Raw genomic sequence first — 19,991 nt, forward strand, 5'->3', positions numbered from 1 at the left:
GCTTCTCGCAAAGCTCGTCAGGATTATTATGGCAAAATTACCTTTTCTTTTATTCAGGAGTTTGAGGCTTTCACATAACAGTACTTGTCTTTGTATTGAAAAATGTGTCCGTCAGTCAGTCTCCTTGCTGTTTAATTTCAGTGATTGCTTTTTCTACATCGTCTATTTTTTCAATTTTATAGAGACTAATATGCTTCGCAATTAACTGATTTTTTTCATTTATTTGAGGATTTAAGTACTTGAAAGTGCTTAGAATTTCATCATAAAAAGCTCCAATAGTGGGATATGTTTGAACGGGAGCATCTTTTACAAGAAAAAAAGCGAACTTCAAAGGCTGTATTTCACGAACCTCAATAGGTTTTTCAGGCTTTTCGATCTCTAAAAAAATATTTTTTAGATAGTCTTTAGTTAATCCAGATAGATATACCTTCAAACTTGGATTTATGTTTCCAGGTAAAGGACCAGGATATTTTGGAATAGTGATCCTTGGGGTTCCACCAATTGCAGTTAGCATATTGCAGACTAAACCCATATGTAACATTTCTTCAAGAATAATACTCTTGATAATGTTTGCGGCTTCTGTGTTTGGATCTATAATTGACCACCATGCACAAAGATAGGGAGGTAAAGTAGATAATTCTACTTCAATTGCCATAGCTAAAGCCTGTTTTAGCCATTCTAAATTTCTGTGCTTTTGTTCGATATCAATAAACTGTTTAATTGCCGTAAAAGATGCGAATTGAGAAAGGGATTCATTAGACATCGTGATAACTCCTTGGTAGATTATTTTTGAGGTTGAATTGAAGTAATCAGAAAAATATTGGTTTCCCTTTCGTCAACTCAACCTACAAGAGCAGCGACAAAGCAGTGATCGCACTACAGAATACTTGTGTAAGCCGCTTTCGCGCTTTTTTGTCCACAAGATTTAAATCCATATTGTGGGCCTGGGGCGATAACTTGCCAAAATACCCGATCCCCTGGATTTATTTTGTAATCACTATAACTTTCTCCATTTATTCCAGAAGTCATTGGACCTGGCCCGCCATTGACAGAATAAAACCAAAATGCGATGCCTTTATCTTCAGTCGTAGCGGGTGGAGGAGCAACATAATCACCGTCTCCTGGGTAACCGACTGGAATAGTAAAGCGACCAATAAAAGATTTTCCAGGTGGTACGACATCGGGATCATAAGCAATATCTGAATTTGAGTAAATCACAGGATTATTGTTTACATCCCGTGCATTAATCATAAGTTCAGCGATTGTTTTACCAGAACCATAGTAAGTTACCGAGTAACCGAAAGGACTTGTAAAAGGATCGGATGGGTTGCCACTGTAATAAATTTGCAAGGTATTTTGATGAGAGCTTTGGTTTAATACTGTTCCTTGAACTGCATTATGTAGAACATTTTGCAAAAGTCGCACTGAATTAGTATAGGAATCTAAATGGCGAGCTATGCGATAACCATTAACTGAAGCCGTGCTAGCTGAATGCAAAACTCTTCGTAAAACGGCTCTTTCTGCTTTAGTTAAATTTTCAGATTTTTAGACTCCTTCAGGGTCAGTAATGAAATCAACTAATTTAGAAGAGTCTTGTAACAACTCATCAACAAAGCTTAATAAACGTGACATATGGCTCCTAAATTCTGAAAAGTAAGCTTTTTTAACTCTATATTTTGGGTGTCTTTTTACGCAACCAAAGTTTACCAACTTAAGGAAAAAAATCGTAAAATTCCCCAAATCCCTACCCCACATAACTTCCAGCCCCTCAACCCTCTCGCAAAAATCCTTAACTTGGGAAAAATTCCCAACTTTACCAACTTAAGCCCAAGCCTTGTCAAAATATCCTGACAATCTCCCCACTCTCCCAACCCCAAACTTGTAACTCATACCCAAGACCACAAAAACAGCAAGCTACATCAAGAACCGCGATCTCCACAGCCCAGAAACCCACCCCACCGCAGAAACGAGAAAAACCTCTTGCCTCCGCAACCCTGGGATGATCCCACAGTAACAAACCTATAATGAAAAAAAGCCCAGCCTTAACGACCCTGAAATTAACCCTAAAACCCGAACACCAAAAGCTAATCGAAGCCAAACTGAATACAGGACGTTATGCCAATCCAGACGAAATCATTGCCGAAGCCTTGCAATTACTCAGTAAACGCGATCGCTATCAACAATGGGCAATCGAGTTTGATCCCCCTAAATCCCCCGTTCGGCTGATCTCACGGCCGAAGCCTTAAAAAAGGGGACTTTCTTGAAGAGGCGAAGGAATTGATGGAGAAACCGCGATACAATCAGCGATCGCCCGATAAATCTCTATAATATTCTATAATATCGAGTATTCCCCCATCCCAAACCAGCCATGACAGCCAAAGAACAACTCCTACAGGAAATCGAAACCGCCTCCGATGAAACCATTGACCAACTCCTCAACTTCCTCCATCAAACCCAAACCACCAAACCGAAACAACCCTTTTGGCAATTTATCGAAGAACTCACCGCCGATATTCCCCCAGAAGTCTTAGAAACCCTACCCACCGATGGAGCCGAACAACACGATCATTATCTTTATGGCACACCAAAACAATAACAATGAAACTCATCTTTGCTGATACTTTTTATTGGATTGCCTTGATTAATCCCAGGGATAACTGGCACTTTATTGCCTTAAATTATGCCCAAAAATATACAGATGATTATCTAATAACTACCGATGGCATTGTAGATGAAACACTCAATTATTTTGCAACTAAAGGTGCGATTATGCGTCGAAAAGCTCTTGCGACCTACTTTCAAATCCGTCAAGAGCCGAACATGGAAATTATTTCTTATACGCCTCAACTCAGACAAGCTGGAATTCAACTATTTGATGAACGTCCTGATAAGGGCTATAGCCTGACAGACTGCATTTCTATGATTGTGATGAAACAAAGGAGAATTGCAGAAGTATTAACCCATGACAAACACTTCACCCAAGAAAACTTTCGGATTTTGTTCCAAGATTCTAATTTTAATAATCTTACTTAGAATTTGATTGCTTAGAGCAGTATTTCATTATTGATCTCCACAGAATCGGGCATCGTCGGGAAATTTATGAGGCATAGCGGCGATCGCCTAACCCTAACTTTCAAGAACAATATAGACTCTTTTCTGCCGAACCTCTTAAATTCAGACTAAACTAGACTATCACTGCAATATCATAGACTTAGTTAAGAAAATTGTTAGAGAACCTTAACCATGCTCAAACATTATGACGTGACCATCGAAGGCGATCATATCCAATGGCTAGGGGAAAAGCCCAAAGCACAGACCCTCCGCGCCATCCTTATCATTGAAGAAGAACCATCTCCCTCGACCCAAACAAAACGCACAATCCCGACTCATTTGATCGGTAAAGGCAAAACCTTAGGGGATATTGTCAGTCCTATCGTGGATCAAGAAGATTGGGAATGTAAAACTTCTGCCCCTTCCCCACTAAACAACAAACCGATTTGGGAAATCGCCGATGAAATAATCGCCACCATCCCTGAAGAATCCTTTGACCAGATCCCCACCGATGCGGCGGCCAACTTGGATTACTATCTTTATGGCAATTCTCCTCAAGAATAATGCAGACCCTCTTCGCCGACACATTTTATTGGGTTGCCTTGATTCATGCTAAAGATCAATGGCATAGACAAGTGCGAGCTTTTAGTACGTTAATTCAAGATTATTCTTTAATTACAACCGATTTAGTCTTGGTGGAATATCTCAACTTTTTTGCCAAATTTGATCAACCCATGAAACAAGGTGTCGTCAATTTCTATCGCCAAATCCGAACCTCTCCAAATCTGCAAATTATTAGCGTTGATTCCTATTTAATTCAATCAGGTGTAGAACTTTATGCCAACCGTCTAGATAAAGGCTATAGCCTCACAGATTGCATCTCTATGATTGTAATGAAACAAAGAGGCATTATAGAAGTCTTAACCCATGACAAACACTTTACCCAAGAAAACTTGCGGATTTTGTTCCAAGATTCTAATTTTAATAACCTTACTTAGAATTTGATTGCTTAGAGCAGTATTTCATTATTGATCTCCACAAAATCGGGCATCGTCAGGAAATTTATCAAGCATAACGGTGATCGCTATAATATCGAATATCTCCCGTCCCCAAAACTCCCTACTCCCTTGACCAGCAATGAAAAGCGTCACCTCAAGTAAATTACAAAATAACCTAGACCAACTGCTCGATGAAATCCTCAACACAGGAAAACCCCTAGAAATTGAGCGCAACGGCAAACGATTAATCATTAGTCCCGTTGAAACCGTAGATAAATTACAAAAATTAATTTATCGTCCTCAAGCCATTATTGGCGATCCCGATGATCTTGTACAAATCAGTTGGGAACAGGAGACAAACCTTGATTTACCTTGATACTCATATTGTTGTCTGGCTTTATGCAGGACTAACTGCTAAATTAAGCGATTGCGCCAAACATCTAATTAACGAGAATTAACTCTATATTTCGCCGATAGTAAGGCTAGGGTTACAATATTTATACGAAATTGGGCGAATTACTGAAAAATCAGACGACATTGTTCTAGAATTAGTAAGTTGCCTTGATTTAAAGGTATGTAAAAAAGATTTTAATTTAATTATTAATCAGTCTGTCATTATTAACTGGACTCGTGATCCCTTTGATCGCTTAATTGTTAGTAACGCTTCAGTAGATAAACATATTTTACTAACCAAAGATTATCACATTTTAAATCATTATGAAAATGCCGTATGGGATTAATCACAATCTATGGGAAATTGATGAAGCATAACGGCGATCAGATCATTCAATCGCTAAATAACGATAGACTCCCATAGGTTAAGTACATAATAACTGTTCAAGGAGAATCATCGGTGATCTCACCTAGTTAAAATCCTGACTCCTAGCGCAAACTTTAAATATTGTAAAAAAAGTAATTTTTTGTATCCCCACTGATTACCATAATGGAAAATTCTGCTAATCTCTATGTTGATGAGGTAACTTATGGAACAGTCAAAGGGTAAATCCTCTCGTCAGCGCGGCGTAATCTTAACCTCTATCGGCTACCAAAAACTGCACCGTGCTAAAGTGAATTGGGAAATAAAACAAAACACTCGCTGCACCTTAGACATTCTTAGCCAACAAACTGGACTGACTGCCAATACTCTCAGTAAAATTTTTAGTCGCTCTGTCGCCGTTGATAAACGTAGTCTGTGGGTCTGCTTTTCTGCCTTTAATCTCGATTTAGACGGTCAAGATTATTTATCCAGTTTTACCCTTGCCTACAAAGACCGCCAATTTTCACATTGGGGGATAAATATGAACTGTTAAAAAGAAGGTGACAGCTAATAAAGGCGTTCAATCGTATCCAAAAGTTAGTTTGGGTCTAGGTTTTAAAAATCCCAGAAAAGAAGATTCATATCTGAAATCAGCAACGCCTCAAATTTAATTTGACTCGAATGTATGAGACCCATTTCCCCACACAGATCGATAGAGAGCTTTTCTCATAAAGATGAAGTATAAGCTAATTCGGTATCGACGATCGACTCCTACCTGACCATTAAGATAACTGTTATCAGTAATTATGGGAAAATAAATCCCCATATCTTATTTCCTCGTGGCACAATAGAGACAAAGTATAAAAAACTTAACAATAAGGAGGGGTTCGATGGTTGCTACACCAGTCAAAACAAAACGTCTCACCGTGCAGGTGGCCGATCTCACCGCAGACACTACCGCTATTCGTTCCCTCGATTGGGATCGCGATCGCTTCGATATTGAATTCGGATTACAAAACGGTACGACTTATAACTCCTATCTGATTCGTGGGGAAAAAATCGCCCTTGTGGATACCTCTCACGAAAAATTCCGTCAACTATATTTTGATAGTCTCAACGGATTAATTAACCCCCAAGAAATTGATTATTTAATTATCAGTCATACCGAACCCGATCACAGTGGTTTAGTCAGAGATATATTGGAACTCGCTCCCAATATTACCGTCGTTGGGTCGAAAGTAGCAATTCAGTTTTTAGAGAATTTAGTTCATCATCCCTTTCAACGTCAACTGGTCAAAAATGGCGATCAGTTAGACCTAGGTAATGGTCACATTCTCGAATTTGTTAACGCTCCTAATTTACACTGGCCCGATACTATTTTTACCTACGATCACGGTTCGGGAATTTTATTTACCTGTGATGCTTTTGGAATGCACTACTGTTCCGATGATCTTTACGATGAGCAATTAAGTGCTATTGAACCGGATTATCGCTTCTATTATGAGTGTTTAATGGCTCCTAATGCTCGCTCGGTACTAGCGGCGATGAAACGGATGGAACCCCTAGGTCATATTAATCTCGTGGCTAATGGTCATGGACCAGTATTAAAACATAATGTTACTGAATTATTGACCCATTATCGTGATTGGAGTCAAGCACAAACTAAGGCAGAAAAAACCGTCGCTGTTTTCTATATTTCCGATTATGGTTATAGCGATCGCCTCTGTCAATCCATTGCTAAAGGTATTACTAAAACTGGTTTAGCTGTAGAAACTCTAGACCTGAAATCCGCCGATCCCCAGGAGGTAAAAGAATTAGCTTCTTCCGCGGTGGGAATCGTCATCGGTACTCCCCCTGTTTCTGGTATTAATGCCCAAGAAATTACGGGAAATCTAGGCACAATTCTCGCCTCGGTTAACCCCAAACAATATATCGGAATGTTTGAATCTCAAGGGGGTGATGATGAATCAATTTTACCTCTATTTAATAAGTTTCGTGAAGTTGGTTTAACCAAAGCTTTTGATCCCATTCGTAGCGCGGAAACTCCTAACGAGAGTCTCTATCAACGCTGTGAAGAAGCGGGGACAGATATGGGACAACTATTAACCCAAGAGGTAAAAGTTAAACAAAGAAAATCCCTCGATACTGACCTTGATAAAGCCATCGGACGGATTAGCGGTGGTCTATATATTATTACCACCAAGAAAGGAGACAGAAGCGGGGCAATGGTCGCTTCTTGGGTGACTCAAGCAAGTTTTGATCCTCCCGGTTTTACCGTTGCTGTGGCCAAAGATCGGGCGATCGAGTCTTTACTGCAAGTGGGGGATCAATTCATTTTAAATATTCTGGAAGAAGGCAATTATCAAACCCTGATGAAACACTTTTTAAAACGTTTCGGACCTGGGGAAGATCGTTTTGCAGGAGTCAATACTCGCACCGCTAATAATGGTTCGCCGATTTTAGCCGATGCCCTCGCTTATTTAGAATGTGAGGTAGTTAGTCGCATGGAATGTGCTGACCACTGGATTGTTTACAATAAAGTCACCGATGGTCGCGTTTCTAAACCTGATGGTTTAACGGCTGTTCACCATCGCAAAGTCGGTAATTATTATTAGGATTCTTGCTTGATTTGACTGGTTGAGAAAATACAGATCAAGATGCTTACTCTCAGCTTTTGAGATGGTTTAACCTCTCAACCAGTTAGTCATACTAAATCCGTTAAGTATAGGCTACATATCAGAATAGCCGAACGGCAAAAGAAGTACAAGGGCATCCGAGGGGGTCAACGAGAGAATAAGGATTTTAGCGATTGTCTTACCCCCTCAGATGCTTATAGATTGTCACAACAATATAAATTTATCTTATGGTAATACTCAAAGAAAAGGTTTTTCTCCGCGCCACTACCTTATACTAAATCTGGTTATTAAAAACTGATTATTTATTCCCCCTTTTGCCTGTTGCCTTTTGCCTCTCCTCATAACTAGCCTGTACTCAACGGATTTAGTATTAGTCCTAATTTTTCGGTGAATGGTCAATTCTTTAATGGCATTGGCAGGATGAGTTTAATTACACTGTTTACAGTGTAATTAAAAGTTAAAAAAATTGATGTCCCAAGTTGTTAGCGCCAGACTGCCCGACCACACAGCAGAAAGACTGAAACGGTTAGCCCGCCGATTAGGAAAAACCCCCAGCGAAACCAGCGCGATTTTAATCGAGGAATCTCTCCGAGAAAGCGAGTTCCCCTATATTGAATTTCGCCATTCAGCAATTCTAAATTTGCCCTGTAGCAAGGCTTTTGGGAGTTAGTTCGCATAATATGGGGTAAAATTCAATGGGATTGCGAATTTCATTTCACGAGTCTTCAGGCTTTTGACGGCTCTCTTGGGTTTGGTGGGTAAAATGTATTCTAAGATACAGTCCTGCTGGCGAGCGAGTGGAAGGAACCACTCCAGACACAAAGGACACAGAGATCGATCACTACTATATAAGTTAAACTTATCACACAAAGAATAAGAGAGCCTTTTGACGTGATAGTACACCCAAAGTTGCCCCAAAAATCCTCCTTTAAAATGTTCTTTAAATCCCTAAAAGGCTTGCTGTGTCTAAAACTGAGAATTGCTGCAAAAGTCTAATTCTTTTGGACAGATTGCGATCTGATGTGTTATATTAGTCAAAGGTGTGGCAGAAATGACTACAATTATCCATCGCGAGAAGACCTGATTTTTGTCTACGCATGGAGACGTAGTAATGAAAATCACCAAAATCGCCGCCATTAAGGTTTCCGCCTTAGTTGTCTGTAATGTAGTCTCGCTAGTTGCACCTCACCCTGTGATCGCACCTGCGGTAAACGTTCTGGTCTGGGGATCGATCGAAATCTGCATCAACAACAGAAAGCCAAAAGACGAAAAATAAGTAGGGCTTGCTGAAAAAGTACGGGCGAAGCATTCGGACAGAAAATCTAGGGTTTCACCGATAGGTTATTGCCCGAATGCTTCGCCCCTACAGGACGCGGGCCGATGAAGACGCAAGGTTTTGAACGACGATTCTCTCAAAATCTTGCACCTGTGAGAGCAAAACAGAACCCTAAAAACCTTACCTCGTCTATATTTCACATTTATTCAGCAAGCCCTAAGTAATCAATATCCCCTAGTTTAACTAAAAACTAGGGGAACGTATTTTTTGTAGGGAGTTTGCTAATTCTTCGAGATGATCCTCTAAAGGGATATAATCATTTTCCGTCCATTCACATAGGGTTTTCAATGCAGAAATAAATTTACCTTTAATCTCGTTTCTATAAACCTCATCTACGCTTTGATCTAGATTAATCCTTTGAGAATTGCAATAGCTAACCTTGTCTTCAAGATACTTTCTTAATTCCTCGGGATGGGTGAGATAAAGAATCATTTCTTCTTTTTTTACTCCCCGTAAATTGTGCATTAGTTGGTTACGGCGATCGAATTCATGCTCACGAAGAGAAGTGCATGACCATGTTAGTAGTTCCCAGTAGTCTTCCTTTTTCGTTGACGTTAATTGATATAACCAATTCAAAAGATTTTGTAAATTAAATTCGCATCCTTTATCTGCTTTCCAAATTTCCTTTGACTTTAATTTGCTAAGTTCTTTGCTATAAAAATCTTTTAAGGATTTAGGCATTTTTAAATATTGACAAGCGGCATTTATATTCGATTCAGAAAAACCAATTAATTTATTAATTTCATTAAAAGATACGCAATACAATCCAGTTTTATCCCACTTAACTAATTGAGACACGCGAACGTTATTGACTTGATCGTTTATCTGATTAATATGATGAATAATAGCCGCTTTTAAAAACGTCTCCTGCGCGGCATTTAATAGAGTGATTCCCTGAAGATAGTTTTCTTGTTTCAAGAAATATTCGATTAAATCTAAGGTTTTACGAACTCTCTTGATCGCTTGTGTCGGATCAAATTCATCGCCAGTGTCTATGGTTTTAATATTAAAAAGATCGATGTATCTTTCTAGCTCCTTAATTTTTTCTTTTTCTGAGTTATTGTATTCTACCTCTTTTAATAATGCTAATGCCGACCCCGGAAAACCATCTGTGATTAATTTTTTAGCCTTCTGTATTTGTAATTGTTTCCAATAGCTAGAAATCGGAATAATTTCGGGGCTTGTTTTAATATTATTTTCTTCATAATATCGATTAACTATCAAGAACTTGACGTTAGAGAAGTAACCAATACTGACAAATTGAACGGCCGAGGAAATAGCGGGGGTACTAGCTTGATGACTGATGTAAAAAACATCGTCTTGCTGTATTTTTGTTAACTCTTCGGTGACAAGAGTTAACACTTGATCCCAGTGATCTAGTCCTGTATCCTTATCAGAGTGATCTAGTCCTCTATCCTTATCAGAAGGCTGTAAAGTGATAAAATCCGGTTTTAGCTTAAGTTTGGTCTGGAAGTACCATTCAAAAAGCGGTTTTAAGGTACAGGTATCTTGCCAGAAAGGACAGGAAGAATTTTTGATGTCCGATGTTTCAAAAAGCTTTTCTTGATCGGTTAGGATGATATAAACTCGATCGGGAAATTCTTGATCTTGAAATGCTTGAATTAAAACATCAAGCAAAGGGAATACTAAATCTGAATAACAATGTTCATGATCTTGATAAACTAATCCCAAAACTCTAGCGGCAACGGGAAAAAAGTTAGTATTTTTTTCTTTTTTTGGCTCGATAAAATCTTGACCCGTTCCTTGGCAATGACAGAGAGGTTCTTTCTCTCTAGCCTTCTCAAATAATCCCTTCCCTCTCGTCCAATTGGCATCGGTATTTAATTGAATATCGCTGTTTCCCGTTGTGATAATCCAAGTAGTCATGGTTTTACCCGATAAATAGGGTTTGCTGAATAAATGAGCAATATGGACGAGGTAAGGGTTTTAGGGTTCTGTTTTGCTCTCACAGGTGCAAGATTTTGATCGTCGTTCAAAACCTTGCGTCTTTATCGGCCCGCGTCCTGTAGGGGCGAAGCATTCGGGCAATAACCTATCGGTGAAACTGTAGATTTTCTATCCGAATGCTTCGCCCGTACTTTTTCAGCATACTCGATAAATATGACAAATATTACCAAATTTTTACAAAGTCCGATCGCTCGTTGAGAAAAGCGATAAAATGAGCGCTATCCTCGGTTGGTTCGGGAAAGAAAGTCAATAGTTCGATCGGTGGTTTCTGTCGTTGCAGTTTACCTTCAGAATTCGAGTGATAATAAGGGTAAATTCGATGCCAAAGTCTTCCAGTTTGCGAGTCCCGTCCGATACTTCCTTGTAAGTTCCGCAGGGTGTGGGTTCCCTCATAAGGTTGATGAAACCACGCGATCGCTTTAATCCGATCCTCGACAATTCTTCCCCAGACTTGCACCCCACCTTGATTATCGTAAGGATACCAAGCTTCTCGCCAATCACAGTGTACAGGATTATCGGGATGAATAGTATAGCCTTGTTTAGCAGCGTAATTGTGGAATTGAGTCCGAAGGCGATCGATAAATCGTGATAGATCTTGTTGTAAATCGGTGATAGGAAGATAAAGAGATTCTGAAGAGTCTATAAATTTCCAATGACACCCGATCATCGGTTTATTGCCTTTTTCTAAATAGGGACGGAAAAACTGCCAGTGATCCGCTCTTCGCCATGATTTGCCGAATCCACCGAGTAAGAGAGAGAATTGCACTATTGCCTTGGCTAATTCCGCGAGTTCTTGCCGCTCTTCTGGGGAAGTGCGACGATTCATACAGGAAATTTGTAAAGTTCCCCGTTTGAGATTATATAGAGGCATAATTTGCTCGCTTTTACCCGGGGGAGTGTAGGGATGCTCGCCAAATTTTAAATCATCATCATGGTAGGTGAAGCTGATGCCGAGTTGTCCCAGAGTAGCGGCTCCGTCGATACCCCCCCAGAGGATTTGGGTCAGATGTTTAGCGGTCTTTTCATCGGTCATTCCTCCTAGTAAACGTAGGGTATGACCTCGAAGGGCTGCTTTAAACATATTGGGACGGAATTCGGAGGTTTTGTCGAGTAATGTAGCGGTGATTCCCTGTCCTTTGAGATGAACTTGTAAGAGGGTTTCTGGTGACGGTACATCTTTAAAGCGACCGTATCCGGCGCTAACTCTGGAACCGAGTCCATTGCCGATCGCTTTCTCCCAAATTTGCCAGATCGTTCGCCATTCTTGTTCGTCGAGGGAAATGGTACTGGAAATCCCGAAGTTGAGAGTTACCTCGTGAAAAGATAATAGTACATTAGCGTTAGTTTTTCCGTCTTGAATAACTTGTTTTTCCTGCTGGGGATGAGCGATATCGACTAAGTTTCGAGTCCAGTTATTATCCGTAGGATAGCCTCCTAGAAAGCGCAGAATACCTGGTTCGGAACCCTGATCGCCTTGGGAGGGTTTGCCGCAATACTTTAGGGCTTGTTCGGTAGTACAGGCACGACGGAAAGCCCCTTTCATCGATGATCCGGGGTAGTAGGGATAACCCCGCGCCCCCATAGCCGGTCGGATAATGCCATCATCTTGACCTCCATTGGTGACGAGTCGCCAAGTCATAGTATAGGGTCGCGTCTTGGCTTCTTCGCTAAATTGCGGTGGTTCGGGGGAGTTATTTCTGTTGACGGGAGATAAATTTCGTCTCCATTGGTTACTGTTATCGGGTTGTGGGGATTTACCCCCACTATCGTCAGCAGAATGATAAAATTTTGTCCACTGATCGACCCAATCGTAGGCTGGCGATTTTTGTTTATTTTCTTGTCTTTGTAATTGACATCTTCCCTCGATCTGTGCTTGATAGAGGAGGGGTACATCTGACCAGTCTGGCATTTTATTCTTCCTCCTCGATCTTGGAATTTTGGGGGTTGGTGCTAGGTTGTTTGTATCGTTGCGTCCACCAGACCAAGCTATCACAAAGTTGGGTGAGGACGTAGAGAGCGATTCTCTGATCTTCTAGGGGAAAAGTTTCTTGATTCCAGAACTCTCTGGCGATCGCTTGGATAGCTTTGGTTTGAGCTTCCGGTTTATCTTGAGGATTAATCTTGCCACGGGGAACCCGTAATCCCGCATCTTCTAAGATATCGACGAATTTCTGCCAGACATCTTGCCAGTATCGTCCTTTTTGTTGATCAGTAGCGTCTTTTTTGTCGATCAATCTCAGGTGTTCACCCCAAAAACGTTCTAAACCGTAGGCGACGGTGGTTCTCATTTTGTGGGATTCATTTAACACTTTCTCGCTGTCTCGGTATTTTAAGACCAATTCCTGGGCAGCCCGATCGAGGTTATAAGGATTCCATGTCATGAAGCACCTCCCGATGGTTTTTTCAAGGTCATCATGCAGTGGCCGAAGCCGACCGATTCGAGTCCCCCTAGATAAATATCCCCCGTTTTATCTTGTTCCAGTGGTTTCCAGTTGTCCCAAACGTTATCATCGATCGGTTTAAGGGCAAGGGGAAAAGCGAGGACTGTTCCTTCTGGTATTGCCTCGACATTAAAAAAAGCTTTATTAGCCGCCACTTTCCGATCTTCTTCTAACTGCACGCGACTCTGACGATAGAGGGCCATATCGTGGATCATACCCATATCATTGTCATCGACCACCACGGCGGGCAGGTTTTTGAGGGGAAACCAGGGTGTTAGATCCCAATTCGGGTAACTCACCGTGATAAACCCCAAGTTGAAGAAAAGTACGGGGTCAGAGTTGTTTTTGGAACGGGTTTTTAGAGTTTGCGAGCCGGTGTACTCGGGGGGGATGTCTGCCTTCACGTCGGCAATGCGTTGGTAGCGTCGCAGTAAACTTGGACAACTAACCCAAACGATCGGTTGTCCGGGGCAGAAAACCGGCAGCCAGACGATCGAGGCGTGTTCTGGTTTGATAATCGATTCATAATCGTAGTTTTCCTGTCGGTTTTTTTCCGCACCGCGGCCGTACCAGCGTTCCACTTCTTGTAATGCGCTCGTTTTGGCCTGTTCCGGGGGTTGCCCTTGCTTCTTGTATTGGCTTGTTAAACGGGCTAACATATCGGAGCGGAGACGACCGCGTAGGGAACTACTGGGGATTATGCCTGTTTGGGTGAACTGATCGCGAAAGATTAGGTTAAGGTTGCCGCTTTCTTCCCCGGCGGCGGCTCCCAGATGGAGTGGGGCAAGGGTTTCAATGATGCCGTAGGCTTTTAGATACATTCAATTCAATCCTTTTATTGTTAGCGGTAGAGATAGTCCACAGCCGATATGTTTGAGGGGAAACCCCTCTCTAGGAAACCAGTCTTCCGGCCAGTCCCACCACGATCGCCCGATCGGTTCTTCCAGCACATACACGCTTCCCGAAGGAACGGAATACCTACCCCGTCCCAAGCGTCCACCTAAACCGTAACGGTAGGGGATGGGTTTGTCGGTGAGCAGCAGTTGAACTGAGGGGAAATCGGGTTGTTCGGGAATTCGGGAGGAAAATCGTTTCGATCCCCAGATGGCCGGAGTAATCGTCGCAAAGGCCTGTTCAATTGGCTGTCTCAGCAATTGATAGATGGCCCAATCGGGTTTAATCTCAACGCTCTCGATCTCGACTAGATGATTTTCTCCGCCGAATTTATACCATCCCGGATCGAGGGGATGGGTGGCTAGATAGATCAAACAGGTTCCCTCCTTCATCTGCACGGCGTATTCTAAAAACAGACCGTCCTTCTCGACGGTACAGCGTCGATCGATCTCTAGCTTGGGATGTAGGATCGGGGTAAATTCCCACGGCGAGAGTTCCGCAAATCCGTTGTCGGCGATGTATTGCGCCGATTCTGTCCAATCTTCACTAGAAATCCAGGAAAATTCGGGTTCTATTGAGTCCTTGTCGCAATCTCGCTCCCAGACGACTTGTCGATCGGGTGCAGCTATGATTCGCCATTCGTCGGATTTGTTGGTGGCGATTATTTTCGTGCGGGGAATCGGGATATAGACGTTACGAAGACTATCGGTTTTGGCCCAGAAGGGGCCAGCGATGAAGAGGTTGTCTCTTAATTCCCGATGGCTATACTGATGGGTCGTTTTATTGGCGCTGAAAAATAGTCCGGATAGGGTGGCGGCATCGGGGGGAAATTTAGAGCCAGAACGTCCGACAAGGTTTTCTGGGGAGAGGAACGCGCCGGAACTGCCGTACATCATGCCGAGGGGTTTAATGATGATGAGATGGGAAAACATAAAATCCAAGCGGGAAAAGTTAACGAAGGCAATAGATAATCAGTCTTTAATAACCGGATTTAGGATTATTTTTTGATCGTTTCCCCGATCGAGAGATGCCAACCGATCGCGATCAGTTCGTCTATCCAGCGAACGATCGCCCTAGCGTAGTCCTTCGATGGCGCGTCCTTTGGGAGGGAGACGATCTGATCATCTTCTTTTTCTAAAATTTTTTTATAGCCGCTAAAGTATAGATCGAAAAACTGTAGGAGTTTGGAGAGGTTATCGAGGATTTCCAAGTCTGCGCCATCGGAATGGCTTCTAGGGTTATCGAGATAGCCCAGACCAAAAGCGTGACGGGCTTTTAGTCGGGCGAAGTCGCTATAGATATGACCCCAGTTTTTCCCGCCGTCCCGATCTCGATAGTGGTTTAGCGTGTTCAAGTATTTCCATCTGGTTGTCCATTGAACATATTGCCCGTTGTTAAATAAAACGCGGATGGTGAGGCGATCGCGTCCTAGTTTTTTCGAGCGCTGTTCTGCTTCCCGACAGTGCTGTAAAACGTCTCTCTGGGGAATGCTGTGGGCTGCCCAAACGAAGCCGAGACTTAGAGTCACCCGTTGATTGATTTCTTCAGTTTTTCCAGTTTTCCACTGTTGATCGAGGGTTTGTAGCCAGTGAAAAACTCGATCGATCTCGATCGAGTCGAGTTGTGGATCGGGAAATTGGCTATTATAAACGATGCCTAAAAAATCATCTCCTCCCGCGTAAATTATTCTACCGAGTTCGGTCTGGTTAAAGTCCCTCTGAAATTGTTGTCCCCACTGACGCATAATCTTGCTGAAATCTCGGATTTTTTGGTCTGAGCCGAGGTCTTTCAGGTAATCGCCCACTTTATCGCCATCTCCCATGAACCAGCCCGTTTTTTGTCCCACTGAGGCGGGGTTATCTTGCGGTCTCCTGATCAGGTCTCGAAATCCTCGCTGGCGAAGTTCTTCGGGAAGTTCGACTCCTAGAGAGCGGGCGATATGTGGGAGAGTGATCAACCGTTTGGTTAATTCGGGAATATTCAATCTTTCGTTTCCATCGATGTATTTGCCTTCCGGTTGTTTATCTTTGGGTTGACCGTCAGGATCGTTAACTCCATCGAGAAGGAAGGCTAATCTTCGGTAGAATAGAGCGATATGTCGGTTTTCTTCGCTCCAGTCAAGCGTTTTCATATCTTGGTTTTCCCGATCCATCCCGTACCAAGCGATCGCGTCAGTCCCGGACAGACTAGAGCTTTCCCCGACCCAATTCACCCCTTGCCAATTGCGGGCGAGTTTACGATTTTCTAGATCGACCATGGCGGACTCTAGATTGTCCCCCATGCCCCAGAAAAATTCCCAGGTGCGTTTTTCCCACTTTTTCCAGCTTTTTTGCCAATTCCATTCTGAGGATCGATAGTAAGGCGCGAGGGCGTTTTCGACCCATTTTCTACAGGTTGCGAGAATATTTTTCCAACGATTTAAAAAGGCTCGTTGCAGTTCCGCAATGATTTCCTCGGAGGAGGAGGACTGTATTTCGCTATCGATTTTCAGGAGAACACGGTTGGGCATTCCCTGTTGGGAGTTTAGCAGTCCGGGGCTAATTAGGTGGTACTGCTCGGGCCGGTGGGTGACGATTGTACTGGTCAGATCCGAGAGAATCTGAGAGGCTCCGTACAGGTCCCTCAATTTGCGGGATTTTTCAATAAAGCTTTGGACGGGGGAGAAGGTGATGGCTATATATTTGGACATAAAGCTATAGAAAACTCGATTGTTTAATAGGTATATTCAACAGCCTTGAAAAGACCTAGAAAAGACTTATCTCTGGCTAAAAAAATAGGATTGTTAGATTAATTGGCTCTTTTGTACTTTTATATCTATCACTAAATTTCTAATTATTGTGTTAATTTTAAATAATTTTTCTTAAACAATCTTTATTTTTATTGATTTTTCTTAATTAAGCATCGTTTCTATTCAGACGCTTAATTAATTGGAATTAAAAAAATTGTAGGGTTAATTCATGAATTGACCCTACACATCTTTTCCATTCATACGCTTCACGAATTGGAAGCAAGCTACCGATGTCATCATCAAGAGCTGTCTATTCCTTCTTGTGTTTCCATTCATACGCTTCACGAATTGGAAGCAAGGAGGGGAACCCAACACCTCTGGTAACACTTGAGTAACAGTTTCCATTCATACGCTTCACGAATTGGAAGCAAGAAGGCAATTTCCTACAAGGAAACGTGACTCTAACTATTAGGTTTCCATTCATACGCTTCACGAATTGGAAGCAAGAGTACTTCGGTACTGGGCTTGCATCTCTAACCGTCCCCCAGCGTTTCCATTCATACGCTTCACGAATTGGAAGCAAGCTATATTCAGCCAAGACACGATACGCGGAAAAACTCGAGTGGTTTCCATTCATACGCTTCACGAATTGGAAGCAAGTTGACCCAACAGCAAGCGGAAATCGAAAAACTTAAAGCTACTGTTTCCATTCATACGCTTCACGAATTGGAAGCAAGGTTGTTAACTGCGATGTTTATGCTCAAAATTGCCGAGTTTCCATTCATACGCTTCACGAATTGGAAGCAAGAACTATCCAAGAGGCCGTAATCTCTTTGATAGATATTCCTTACGTTTCCATTCATACGCTTCACGAATTGGAAGCAAGGTAAACCCCAGTGTCAAAAACTTTTTTGACCCTTCGTTTCCATTCATACGCTTCACGAATTGGAAGCAAGCAGACGGCCCGCCTGGCCGAATGGGTAAACAAGCGTTTCCATTCATACGCTTCACGAATTGGAAGCAAGAGAGGTTGAAAAAGAATTTCCCTGCTAAAATCCTAACGTTTCCATTCATACGCTTCACGAATTGGAAGCAAGATGGCACCCCTTGGTGCTTGCGCAGCAAAAGAAGAAGGTTTCCATTCATACGCTTCACGAATTGGAAGCAAGAACAACTGCACGGACAGGGCCTCCTTGTCGGAAAACTAGAAGTTTCCATTCATACGCTTCACGAATTGGAAGCAAGGTTATTGGTTTTCGCAGGAAGCACGAGACGATGATAACGGGTTTCCATTCATACGCTTCACGAATTGGAAGCAAGACGGTTGCATTCATTGCAAAAATGCCATTCCTCCGCGAGTTTCCATTCATACGCTTCACGAATTGGAAGCAAGACTAGCTTTGCAAAACTAGGCTGTACAAGGATTGTACAACGATTTTTCGTGGGATATTGAAAAGCATAGACATTATTAATAATAATTCTCAATAGTCACCTCGGTCATGAGGCTCAAAGCCTTACTGGACAAGGCATCGACGCACCTCAACGAAAACTCTAGATTTTCAGCCATTGTGTCTAACCCGCGAAAAATGTTGATAACCGATAACTAATAACTGATAACTGATCACTGTTCCTATGGACTAATACCCGCAGATTTAAGGGCTTTTTCCATTAAAATTACATGGGTACTGCTTTCCTGTCCCTCATTGTCAGGACGACATCGCTTTTTGATGATGAGGAATAGCGATCACTTTTGGGAGAAGCAACTTTTTTGGAGATTTTGATGATGGGGAGTGCGATCGTTTTTGGAAGGGGCTTTTTTCTGGAATGGAAGTAATTAAACTAAAACTAATCAGAATAAATATCTCGACGATGACCAACTTGATGAATCGTAATAAAGTCATCATCAAAAGAATATATCACCCTGTAATCGCCAATTCTAAGTTTAAACAAACCGCTTTAAATTAGAACTTAAACTTTGATGTCTAATATCATCAAAATTTTCATTTATCCAACGAACTTTTTTAAAGACACGCTCCCGAACAACCGCCGTAAGCGACTCTAAACCTTCAAAAGCTTTATCGGTAAATTCTATATAGCGAGGCATTACCAATCTAATCCTAATCTTTGAGCTACTTCTTCCGCAGAAATTCCCCGTTCTCCATTTCGAGTTCGCTGTAAAGAGTCAGCTAGAGATTGAGAGACTTCGGTTTTAAGTTGTTTATCAATATCAGGATCATTTAGTAGAGATTGAACTGTTTCCGTAACAGTTTCTTGAATCAAAAACTTAAAATCTTCAACACTTAGGTCTTTAACTTGCATTCTTGTAATTAGAACTCACTATTCTGACTATAGCATCGTTTAAGAATAGCGATCACGTTTTGTGGGGATACAATTGGAGGATGCGATCGCTTTTTGATGATGAGGAATAGCGATCACTTTTGGAGAGTCAACTTTTTTGGAGATTTTGATGAGGAGGAGAGGCGATCGTTTTCTTATCAAAGTCCTATAGAAATGAGATAGGATCAGGAAATTCCTGTAAAGTGTCAAGAATTTATGAAATCCATTAAAATCATTGTGGAAAAACATTCTGATGGCTATATCGCCTATCCATTGGGAATTCAAGGCGTAGTAGTCGGTGAGGGTGATACCTATGAAGATGCTCTTAATGATGTGCAATCGGCGATCGCTTTTCATGTTGAAACCTTTGGGGAATCAGTTCTCGAAGCTGACTCATCTTTATTAGAAGCCTTTGTTGTAGAAGCAATAGTCTAATGGCAAAATTTCCGGCTGATGCCCCTAAAGCCAAAGTGATTAAAGTTCTTGAAAAATTTGGTTTTTCAATTGTTAGATAAAAAGAGCATATTTCTATGATTAGAAAAAATCCAGATGGAACAACAACACTTTTAACGCTACCCAATCATAAGCAAATTAAAAGCTCTACACTAAAGATTATTTGCACTCAAGCGGGTATCTCACGAGATGATTTTATTGCTTCCGATGAAAAGATTTAAAGCAAAATCCTTTAAATGTGATTATTTGGTCTTTTGAAAGTGCGATCGCTACTTAGGGTTTGCTGAAAAAGTCATTGAAAAGTACAGGTCTCTTAATCAATGATTTCACTTAGCTACAAGCATAAGCTTTAGTTGTTGATTAATTTTTAAGTCATAACTTATCCTAATCAT

At 41.7% G+C, this 19,991-nt stretch carries 21 protein-coding genes, 1 pseudogene and 1 CRISPR repeat array; of the genes and pseudogenes, 10 read left to right on the forward strand and 12 right to left on the reverse strand.

Annotated features, from left to right (window positions below):
- Nucleotides 1-115 precede the first annotated feature (115 nt).
- Both EWV68_RS15095 and EWV68_RS15100 read right to left on the reverse strand, forming a co-directional pair.
- The gene (locus EWV68_RS15095; RefSeq protein ID WP_287170279.1) at nt 116-763 is read right to left on the reverse strand and encodes a ferritin-like domain-containing protein; all 648 of its coding nucleotides are present in this window, start codon (nt 761-763) and stop codon (nt 116-118) included.
- A 113-nt stretch (nt 764-876) separates the two neighbouring features.
- A complete protein-coding gene (locus EWV68_RS15100) occupies nt 877-1,416 on the reverse strand; it encodes a hypothetical protein (RefSeq protein WP_287170280.1) in 540 nt (179 codons plus the stop codon).
- A gap of 608 nt (nt 1,417-2,024) precedes the next feature.
- Here EWV68_RS15100 and EWV68_RS15105 point away from each other — a divergent pair.
- The 9 genes from EWV68_RS15105 (at nt 2,025) to EWV68_RS15145 (ending at nt 8,112) form a co-directional block, all read left to right on the forward strand.
- Nucleotides 2,025-2,246 (forward strand): ribbon-helix-helix domain-containing protein, encoded by a 222-nt coding sequence (locus tag EWV68_RS15105; protein WP_287170281.1) that lies wholly within the window; start codon nt 2,025-2,027, stop codon nt 2,244-2,246.
- Between the two features lie 122 nt (nt 2,247-2,368).
- On the forward strand, nt 2,369-2,596 hold the full coding sequence (locus EWV68_RS15110; protein ID WP_045356058.1) for a hypothetical protein: 228 nt from the start codon (nt 2,369-2,371) through the stop codon (nt 2,594-2,596).
- A 2-nt stretch (nt 2,597-2,598) separates the two neighbouring features.
- The gene (locus EWV68_RS15115) at nt 2,599-3,033 is read left to right on the forward strand and encodes a type II toxin-antitoxin system VapC family toxin (protein WP_149988065.1); all 435 of its coding nucleotides are present in this window, start codon (nt 2,599-2,601) and stop codon (nt 3,031-3,033) included.
- A 210-nt stretch (nt 3,034-3,243) separates the two neighbouring features.
- On the forward strand, nt 3,244-3,615 hold the full coding sequence (locus EWV68_RS15120; RefSeq protein WP_287170282.1) for a hypothetical protein: 372 nt from the start codon (nt 3,244-3,246) through the stop codon (nt 3,613-3,615).
- Complete coding sequence (locus EWV68_RS15125; protein ID WP_287170283.1) at nt 3,615-4,049, forward strand: type II toxin-antitoxin system VapC family toxin; 435 nt, start codon at nt 3,615-3,617, stop codon at nt 4,047-4,049. Before EWV68_RS15120 ends, EWV68_RS15125 begins: the two co-directional genes overlap by 1 nt.
- A gap of 139 nt (nt 4,050-4,188) precedes the next feature.
- Nucleotides 4,189-4,425 carry a type II toxin-antitoxin system Phd/YefM family antitoxin gene (locus tag EWV68_RS15130; RefSeq protein ID WP_002769357.1) on the forward strand — a complete coding sequence of 79 codons (237 nt, stop codon included), beginning with the start codon at nt 4,189-4,191 and terminating at the stop codon, nt 4,423-4,425.
- A gap of 607 nt (nt 4,426-5,032) precedes the next feature.
- The gene (locus tag EWV68_RS15135; RefSeq protein ID WP_287170285.1) at nt 5,033-5,359 is read left to right on the forward strand and encodes a hypothetical protein; all 327 of its coding nucleotides are present in this window, start codon (nt 5,033-5,035) and stop codon (nt 5,357-5,359) included.
- A gap of 337 nt (nt 5,360-5,696) precedes the next feature.
- Nucleotides 5,697-7,421: a diflavin flavoprotein gene (locus EWV68_RS15140; RefSeq protein WP_287170286.1), complete on the forward strand. Its 1,725-nt coding sequence runs from the start codon at nt 5,697-5,699 to the stop codon at nt 7,419-7,421.
- Nucleotides 7,422-7,911: 490 nt separating this feature from the next.
- Nucleotides 7,912-8,112, forward strand: a complete 201-nt coding sequence (locus tag EWV68_RS15145; RefSeq protein ID WP_239698027.1) for a CopG family ribbon-helix-helix protein — start codon at nt 7,912-7,914, stop codon at nt 8,110-8,112.
- Between the two features lie 143 nt (nt 8,113-8,255).
- On the opposite strand, the pseudogene EWV68_RS21935 reads toward EWV68_RS15145, so the two are convergent.
- From EWV68_RS21935 to EWV68_RS15190, 10 genes and pseudogenes are all read right to left on the reverse strand, one after another.
- Nucleotides 8,256-8,324, reverse strand: a pseudogene (locus tag EWV68_RS21935) (type II toxin-antitoxin system VapB family antitoxin); the annotation flags it as partial.
- Between the two features lie 637 nt (nt 8,325-8,961).
- Nucleotides 8,962-10,665 carry a hypothetical protein gene (locus EWV68_RS15150; RefSeq protein ID WP_287170287.1) on the reverse strand — a complete coding sequence of 568 codons (1,704 nt, stop codon included), beginning with the start codon at nt 10,663-10,665 and terminating at the stop codon, nt 8,962-8,964.
- Nucleotides 10,666-10,909: 244 nt separating this feature from the next.
- Nucleotides 10,910-12,655 (reverse strand): RAMP superfamily protein, encoded by a 1,746-nt coding sequence (locus tag EWV68_RS15155; RefSeq protein ID WP_287170288.1) that lies wholly within the window; start codon nt 12,653-12,655, stop codon nt 10,910-10,912.
- 1 nt (nt 12,656) lies between these two features.
- Complete coding sequence (locus tag EWV68_RS15160; protein WP_287170289.1) at nt 12,657-13,127, reverse strand: hypothetical protein; 471 nt, start codon at nt 13,125-13,127, stop codon at nt 12,657-12,659.
- Entirely contained in the window at nt 13,124-14,008 is an 885-nt protein-coding gene (locus tag EWV68_RS15165; RefSeq protein ID WP_287170291.1) for an RAMP superfamily CRISPR-associated protein, read from the reverse strand. The genes EWV68_RS15160 and EWV68_RS15165 overlap by 4 nt, the downstream gene beginning before the upstream one ends.
- Nucleotides 14,009-15,013 carry a CRISPR-associated protein gene (locus EWV68_RS15170; RefSeq protein ID WP_287170292.1) on the reverse strand — a complete coding sequence of 335 codons (1,005 nt, stop codon included), beginning with the start codon at nt 15,011-15,013 and terminating at the stop codon, nt 14,009-14,011.
- Nucleotides 15,014-15,078: 65 nt separating this feature from the next.
- Nucleotides 15,079-16,770, reverse strand: coding sequence for a Cas10/Cmr2 second palm domain-containing protein (locus EWV68_RS15175; protein ID WP_287170293.1), 1,692 nt, complete (start codon nt 16,768-16,770; stop codon nt 15,079-15,081).
- A gap of 288 nt (nt 16,771-17,058) precedes the next feature.
- Nucleotides 17,059-18,202: a CRISPR direct-repeat array (repeat unit 35 nt; unit sequence GTTTCCATTCATACGCTTCACGAATTGGAAGCAAG).
- Between the two features lie 452 nt (nt 18,203-18,654).
- The gene (locus EWV68_RS15180) at nt 18,655-18,729 is read right to left on the reverse strand and encodes a hypothetical protein (protein WP_238560405.1); all 75 of its coding nucleotides are present in this window, start codon (nt 18,727-18,729) and stop codon (nt 18,655-18,657) included.
- 22 nt (nt 18,730-18,751) lie between these two features.
- On the reverse strand, nt 18,752-18,913 hold the full coding sequence (locus EWV68_RS15185; RefSeq protein WP_287170294.1) for a hypothetical protein: 162 nt from the start codon (nt 18,911-18,913) through the stop codon (nt 18,752-18,754).
- Nucleotides 18,913-19,128 carry a hypothetical protein gene (locus tag EWV68_RS15190; protein ID WP_002732549.1) on the reverse strand — a complete coding sequence of 72 codons (216 nt, stop codon included), beginning with the start codon at nt 19,126-19,128 and terminating at the stop codon, nt 18,913-18,915. The genes EWV68_RS15185 and EWV68_RS15190 overlap by 1 nt, the downstream gene beginning before the upstream one ends.
- 234 nt (nt 19,129-19,362) lie before the next feature.
- Here EWV68_RS15190 and EWV68_RS15195 point away from each other — a divergent pair, with 234 nt between their 5' ends.
- A complete protein-coding gene (locus EWV68_RS15195) occupies nt 19,363-19,581 on the forward strand; it encodes a type II toxin-antitoxin system HicB family antitoxin (protein WP_002733908.1) in 219 nt (72 codons plus the stop codon).
- Nucleotides 19,582-19,991: the final 410 nt, after the last annotated feature.

It is taken from the genome of Microcystis sp. M_QC_C_20170808_M9Col, from assembly GCF_007095495.1.
Taxonomy (GTDB): Bacteria; Cyanobacteriota; Cyanobacteriia; order Cyanobacteriales; family Microcystaceae; genus Microcystis; species Microcystis aeruginosa.